Here is a 5,890-nt window from a genome sequence, read left to right on the forward strand (position 1 = left end):
CTGGGGCAGGGTGTCGGGGGTGAAGCGCGCGACGACGGTGCCGTCGCGACCGACGACGAACTTTTCGAAGTTCCAGAGGATTGCGGGCGGCGCGTTCGGGGTCATGCCATGGGAGGCGAGCTTTTCGCGCATTGCGGTCCCGCCCTGCGCCGCCGGTTCGGCCGCGGTCAGTGCCCGGTAGAGCGGGTGCGTGTCGGGACCGGTGACCGCGATCTTGGCGAACATCGGAAAATCCACGCCGAACGTGGCACGGCAGAATTGCGCGATTTCGGCATCGCTGCCCGGTTCCTGGCCCGCAAAGTCATTGGCCGGAAAGCCGAGGACGGTGAAACCCTGGTCCCGATATTTGGCATGGAGCGCCTCCAGCCCGTCATATTGCGGGGTCAGCCCGCATTTGGACGCGACGTTGACGATCAGCAGCACCTGCCCCGCATAGTCGGCGAGCGTGGCGGGCTCACCCGCGATGGTCTTGAGCGGAATATCGGTGAGCGCGGTCGTCGTCATCGGGGAAACCTCCTGTCCCATGCGGGGATGCCATGCCCGCCACCCTTGCACGGTTTCGCGCGGGCGGGCAAAGCGGCGGCATGAAAAGGCACACTGGTCAGGACCGCAGCGTCACCGAAAGCTGGCGCCCCGCAACGCAGGCGGTGCGCGGCGGCACCGCACGATCGGAATATGGCGAGACGTCGGAGGCGTTGTTCCTGACGTCGGGCTACGCCTATGACAAGGCGTCCGACGCCGCCGCGCGGTTCGCGGGCGAGCAGGCGGGCATGACCTATTCCCGGTTGCAGAACCCCACGGTGGATATGCTGGAACAGCGTATCGCCCTGATGGAAGGAACCGAGGCCGCGCGGTGCATGGCGACCGGCATGGCGGCGATGACCGCGGCGCTGCTGTGCCAGGTGCAGCAGGGCGACCATGTCGTGGCGGGGCGCGCGGCATTCGGATCGTGCCGCTGGCTGACCGACACGCTGCTGCCGAAGTTCGGGATTGCGACGACGATCGTCGACGGCACCGATCCGCAGGCCTGGGCCGACGCGATCCGGCCGGAGACCAAGCTGTTCTTCTTCGAGACGCCGGCCAACCCGACGCTGGACATCGTCGACCTGGCCGCGGTGTGCGGGATCGCGCGCGACCGGAGGATCGTGAGCGTGGTCGACAATGCGTTCGCGACGCCGATGCTGCAACGTCCGGTCGAATTCGGCGCGGACGTCATCGCGCATTCCGCCACCAAGATGATGGACGGGCAGGGCCGCGTGCTGGCCGGCGCGGTGTGCGGGACCGAGGATTTCATCCTCAACACGCTGCTGCCGTTCACGCGCAATACCGGCCCCACGCTGTCTGCGTTCAATGCCTGGGTGGTGCTGAAGGGGCTGGAGACGCTCGACCTGCGCATCAACCGGCAGAGCGAGAATGCGCTGCAGGTCGCACGCTTCCTGGAAACGCGGGTGCCGCGCGTGCTGTATCCTGGGCTGACCAGCCATCCGCAGCATGCGCTGGCGATGCGGCAGATGTCGGCCGGCGGCACCATGATCGCGCTATGGGTGGATGGCGGACGGACGCAGGCGCATGCCCTGCTCGATGCGCTGGAGCTGGTCGATATCTCCAACAATCTCGGCGATTCGCGGTCGTTGATGACGCATCCGTCGTCCACCACCCATTACGGCGTGGCAGAGGCGGTGCGCGCGGAGATGGGAATTACCGAAGGCATGCTGCGGATGAACGTCGGGCTGGAGGATCCGCGGGACGTGATCGACGACCTAGACCGCGCGCTGACGGCCGCGGGGCTGTGACGATGAAGGCGCTGTTCCCGCATATGGCGATGACGCGCGAGTTGATCGTGCGGGTGTCGGTCAGCTATCTGGCGGAACAGTCGGACCCCGCCAAGGGGCGCTGGTTCTGGGCCTATCATATCCGCCTGGAAAATGAGGGGAACCATGCGGTGCAACTGCTGACCCGTCACTGGATCATCACCGATGGGCGCGGGGCGCGGCACGAGGTGCGCGGCGACGGCGTGGTCGGAGAACAGCCTCTGGTCGAGCCTGGCAAGACCTATGACTATGTCTCCGGTTGCCCGCTGCAGACGCCGACCGGCGCGATGGAGGGCAGTTTCCACATGCTGGGCGCGGACGGATCGGCGTTCGATGCCAAGATCCCGCGCTTTCCGCTGGTGGCGCCGGCGGTCGCGCGGTGAAGCGGACGCATTTGCCGCTGAATGCGCTGCGCGTGCTGGATGCGGCGGCACGGCATCTGAGCTTCACACGCGCCGCGGACGAACTGGCGGTGACGCCGGCCGCGGTGGGGCAACAGGTTCGCGCGCTGGAGGATACTCTGGGCGTCGTGCTGTTCAAACGGACCGCCAAGGGGCTGGAACTGACGCCCGAGGCGGCGGCGGGGCTGGGCGCCTTGCGCGACGGGTTCCTGCAGTTCGAGGAGGCGGTGCGCGCGATTCAGGCCGGACAGACGTCGAAGACGTTGACCATCGCCGCGCCGCGCGACCTGACCGCGCGCTGGCTGGCGGCGCGGCTGGCGGACTATGGCCGGACCGATCCCGAACTGCGGTTCGTCCTGATCGCCAGCGACGACGATCTGGATTTCACGCAGGCCAATCTCGACCTGGCGATCCGGTTGACCGATGGCCCGGGCGAGCATGAGGGCGTCGCGCTGGGCGGGACCGGTCATGTCACGCTCGCCCTGCCCGGAGCGCCCGATCGCCTGATCGCCTGGCCGGGGCAGCCGGGCGAGGGCGGCGCCGCGATGACGGTGGCCGATGCAGGGCTAGCGATCGACGCCGCCCGCGCCGGTTTCGGCCGCGCGACGGTGCCGGCGCTGCTGGCGGAGGGCGATCTCGGCGGGCTGGCGGTGGTGGGGGAGCCGGTGGAGTCGCCGCTCGGCTACTGGCTGATCGCACCGGTGCCGCAATGGCGGCAGCGCAAGGTGAAGGCGTTGGTGGCGGCGTTGTTGGGGTAAGCTTTGGGGGGTGGTGCGCTGCTGCCGGTCGGTGCCATTCGCTTGCCCGATGGGCAGGGCGGATCGTCGCGGCCGGCGGATGCCGCGACCGGGCCGGCCCGATGATCGACGCTAGGGCGCGCCCAGAAGCGACGAGGGCGTCAATTCCGGTGCGACGACCAGTAGGTCATACTGCTGTGTCGCCGTCTTCCAAGCCGGCGGCATGTCCCGTGGCGGTTTCGCACGCAGCGCGCGCAGGTCGATCAGCACCCAATCCTGCCGCGGGTCGTCGGATGCGGGCGTCGTCACGACGTCCTTGAGCCAGGCATAATCGGGATCGTCGGTCAGCACGAAGGGGTCGTGCCGCACCGGCCGACCGACCCCGCCATAGACCGCGTGGACCCCCTTTGCGCCATACACCGCGATATGCAGCGATGCGGTCCCGTCACCCTCCGCCCGTTCGGCGACGAAGTTGCCGAGGTCGCGCTGACCCAGGGCATTGATTCCCTTTGCCATGTGCACGTCCCCGAACTTGAACAGCACGCGTGACGCTTTGGGGCCTGCCGCCAGATGCGCGGCCAGGGTCCGTTTCATCAGGCGGGCGCGTTGCGCGTTGGACGCGAAAGCATCGGTCGACTGACCAAGGAAGATCGCCCGCGTTTCCGCGAGCGCCGCGAATATCGCCGAGACGCGCGCGCCACCATCGCGGGCGATGTGTCCGCCGGCCTCCGCCATCTGCGCATCGGTCACCGTGTACACGAACAGGTCCGCCGGAGATCCCGATGCGCGCGCAGCGGCGGTCATCGCGCGGTCGAGCAGGGCGAGACGTTCGATCGCAGCACGCGCCTTCGGTCCCGGCCGCGCGGCGCGCATCCGTTCCAGCAGATAGCCGGTCGCGCCGAAAAATTCCTGGTCCAGGCCCCAGATCGCGAACCGCCGCCCGGCCAGGCGCGCGCATTCCGCGGCCATGTCGCTTTCGTCGCGACCGTTCTGAAAAGCCATGACGTCGGGATGCGCGCGGGCAAATGCGGCGATCCGCGTCGCGCGATCCGGTCGGCGCAGGGCGTCGTTCACGAAGACGGTCGCCTCCGGTCCGGTTTCCACGGCCAGTGCCGACAGGCCGGAAGGGGCCATGATCCGGCAGATGCCGGTAGTGAAGCTGGGGATCTCACGCGAGAAATGATCCTCCCCCAACAGCACATAGCGGGCGTGCCCGACCGCATCGGCGATGACGGCCGCGCCCGGCCCATGCAGTCCGCCGGCGTCGACCCGGAGCGTGGCCCGTGCCCGATCCAGCCGCGCGCCAAAGGTCAGCGGTTCGGGCTTCGCCAGCGCCATCGACGGCGCGGTGAAGGCCAGGGCTATGGCCACTGCCGACCGTGCGATCCTGTGCGTCATCACGGCCTGTGTCTCCGTTCCGGGTGTGGCGATGGGTCGGGCGTCCGGACCAGCGAAGCTGCAGCGGGATCCGGTGAACGCCGCATCACCGATCGTCTCCTGCAACCAGCTGTACCGCCCGCGTGACCAGCGCCGTCATCCGCGCCTCCGCCACGGTGGCGACCGGATCGTTCCAGCTGGCGCTGACTGCGTACCAGGTGCCTCCGGGGGTGCGGAGGAGGTAGCTGAGCGCGAGGACGCCGGCTTCGGAGCCGCCTTTGTAGCCGACATAGGCAAAGCGGGCGGCATCGGTGCGCGGCAGGGCCGGGTTGATGGCGAGGAGCGCGAGTGCGATCGCGGCGGCGCTGCCTGGGCGGGCGGCGGTGCGGCGGAACCAGTCGAGCGTGTGGACCACGGCGTTTGGGCTGGCGAACCATTCGATCGTGGCGATCGCGGACGGGCGGGTTTCGAGGGTGGCGACGTCGATGGCGTCGCGCGACAGGGCGGCGACGGGGCCGGCCAGCAACGCGCGGCGATCGGCCGGTCCGGCCCCGGCATAGCGCACGGCAAGAGTACCACCGGCGGCGGCCTTCAGCTTGGCGGCCTCCAGCGTGGTGAGCAGCGGATCGTTGCCGGGATGCGCGGGCCAGCCGAGCGGGCCGGCCATCGCTGCCACCCGATCGCGCCCGAGCAGCGCGACCAACGTGTCGGTGGCGCTGTTGTCACTGCGCGAGATCATCAGCGCGGCGAGGCTGTGGAGCGTGAGCGGCGCGTCCTGTGGCCAGTCCTGCAGGATGCCGCTGGGCACCGCGCGGACGGTCAGCGGGACGACATCGGTCCAGCGTCGCGTGCCGGCGTCGATCGCGCCGACCAGTTCCGCCAGCACCAGCAGCTTGAAGGTCGAACCGATCGCCTGCGGACGATCGGCATCCCGTGCGGCGAGCAGTGCCGGGGCGCCATCGCCGAGGCGCGCGACCGCAAGCCCGGTCGCGCCGGGCAGCGTGCGCAACGCCGCGACGACGGCGTTCAGGTCCGGCAACCGCGCACTGCCGCCGGTGATGCGCAATCCGGCGATGCGGGCGGGCGCGGCCGGCTCCAGCGTCAGCGTCGCGGCCACATCGGCCTGCGCATAGGTGATGGTCAGGTCGTAGCGCGTGCCGCCGGCCGGCGTGATGCGCCCGATCCGTTCGGCCCGGCCATATTGCGCCGCCAGTTGCGCGGCAATGGCACGCAGCCGCGGTTCGGGCACGTCGGTCAGAAAGGCGGCGGTGAAGATCTCGGCCGGGGCGCCGCCGCCGTTCAGAATCGGGATCAGGGCAGCGGCGCGGGCCGCGACCCCCGATAGAGGCGCGATGCCGGGCTGCGCCGACACAGGCGCGGCGATGCCGGCGATCAGCAGGGCCGGCGCAAGCGCCCTCATGGCGCGATTTCCCGCACGCGTTCATGGTGTCGGATGACTTCGTTGATGATGAAGCGGAGGAAGGCTTCGGAGAAGTCTGGATCGAGGTTTGCGTTTGCGGCGAGGGATCGGAGTCGTTCGATCTGTCGGGTTTCGCGTGTGGGG

General features: G+C 69.4%; 7 protein-coding genes. 3 read left to right on the top strand and 4 right to left on the bottom strand.

Going from position 1 to position 5,890, the window contains the following annotated elements; genetic code table 11:
* On the bottom strand, positions 1 to 504 hold a 504-nt coding region (locus tag VF649_RS12795), incomplete at its 3' end, for a glutathione peroxidase (RefSeq protein WP_331012343.1).
* 80 nt (positions 505 to 584) lie between these two features.
* Here VF649_RS12795 and VF649_RS12800 point away from each other — a divergent pair.
* The 3 genes from VF649_RS12800 to VF649_RS12810 are packed head-to-tail and all read left to right on the top strand — an operon-like array spanning position 585 to position 2,970.
* Positions 585 to 1,793, top strand: coding sequence for a trans-sulfuration enzyme family protein (locus VF649_RS12800; protein ID WP_331012344.1), 1,209 nt, complete (start codon positions 585 to 587; stop codon positions 1,791 to 1,793).
* 2 nt (positions 1,794 to 1,795) lie between these two features.
* A complete protein-coding gene (gene apaG, locus VF649_RS12805; RefSeq protein ID WP_331012345.1) occupies positions 1,796 to 2,194 on the top strand; it encodes a Co2+/Mg2+ efflux protein ApaG in 399 nt (132 codons plus the stop codon).
* Entirely contained in the window at positions 2,191 to 2,970 is a 780-nt protein-coding gene (locus VF649_RS12810; RefSeq protein ID WP_331012346.1) for a LysR family transcriptional regulator, read from the top strand. The genes apaG and VF649_RS12810 overlap by 4 nt, the downstream gene beginning before the upstream one ends.
* Before the next feature lie 111 nt (positions 2,971 to 3,081).
* Here VF649_RS12810 and VF649_RS12815 read toward each other — a convergent pair whose 3' ends face one another.
* The 3 genes from VF649_RS12815 to VF649_RS12825 form a co-directional block, all read right to left on the bottom strand.
* A complete protein-coding gene (locus VF649_RS12815) occupies positions 3,082 to 4,320 on the bottom strand; it encodes a hypothetical protein (RefSeq protein WP_331012347.1) in 1,239 nt (412 codons plus the stop codon).
* Between the two features lie 112 nt (positions 4,321 to 4,432).
* Positions 4,433 to 5,746: a serine hydrolase gene (locus VF649_RS12820; protein ID WP_331012348.1), complete on the bottom strand. Its 1,314-nt coding sequence runs from the start codon at positions 5,744 to 5,746 to the stop codon at positions 4,433 to 4,435.
* Positions 5,743 to 5,890: chorismate mutase (locus tag VF649_RS12825; RefSeq protein WP_414713679.1), on the bottom strand; the 148-nt coding region annotated here is incomplete at its 5' end. The genes VF649_RS12825 and VF649_RS12820, both read right to left, overlap by 4 nt.

Source organism: Sphingomonas sp., assembly GCF_036387535.1.
Taxonomy (GTDB): Bacteria; Pseudomonadota; Alphaproteobacteria; order Sphingomonadales; family Sphingomonadaceae; genus Sphingomonas_R.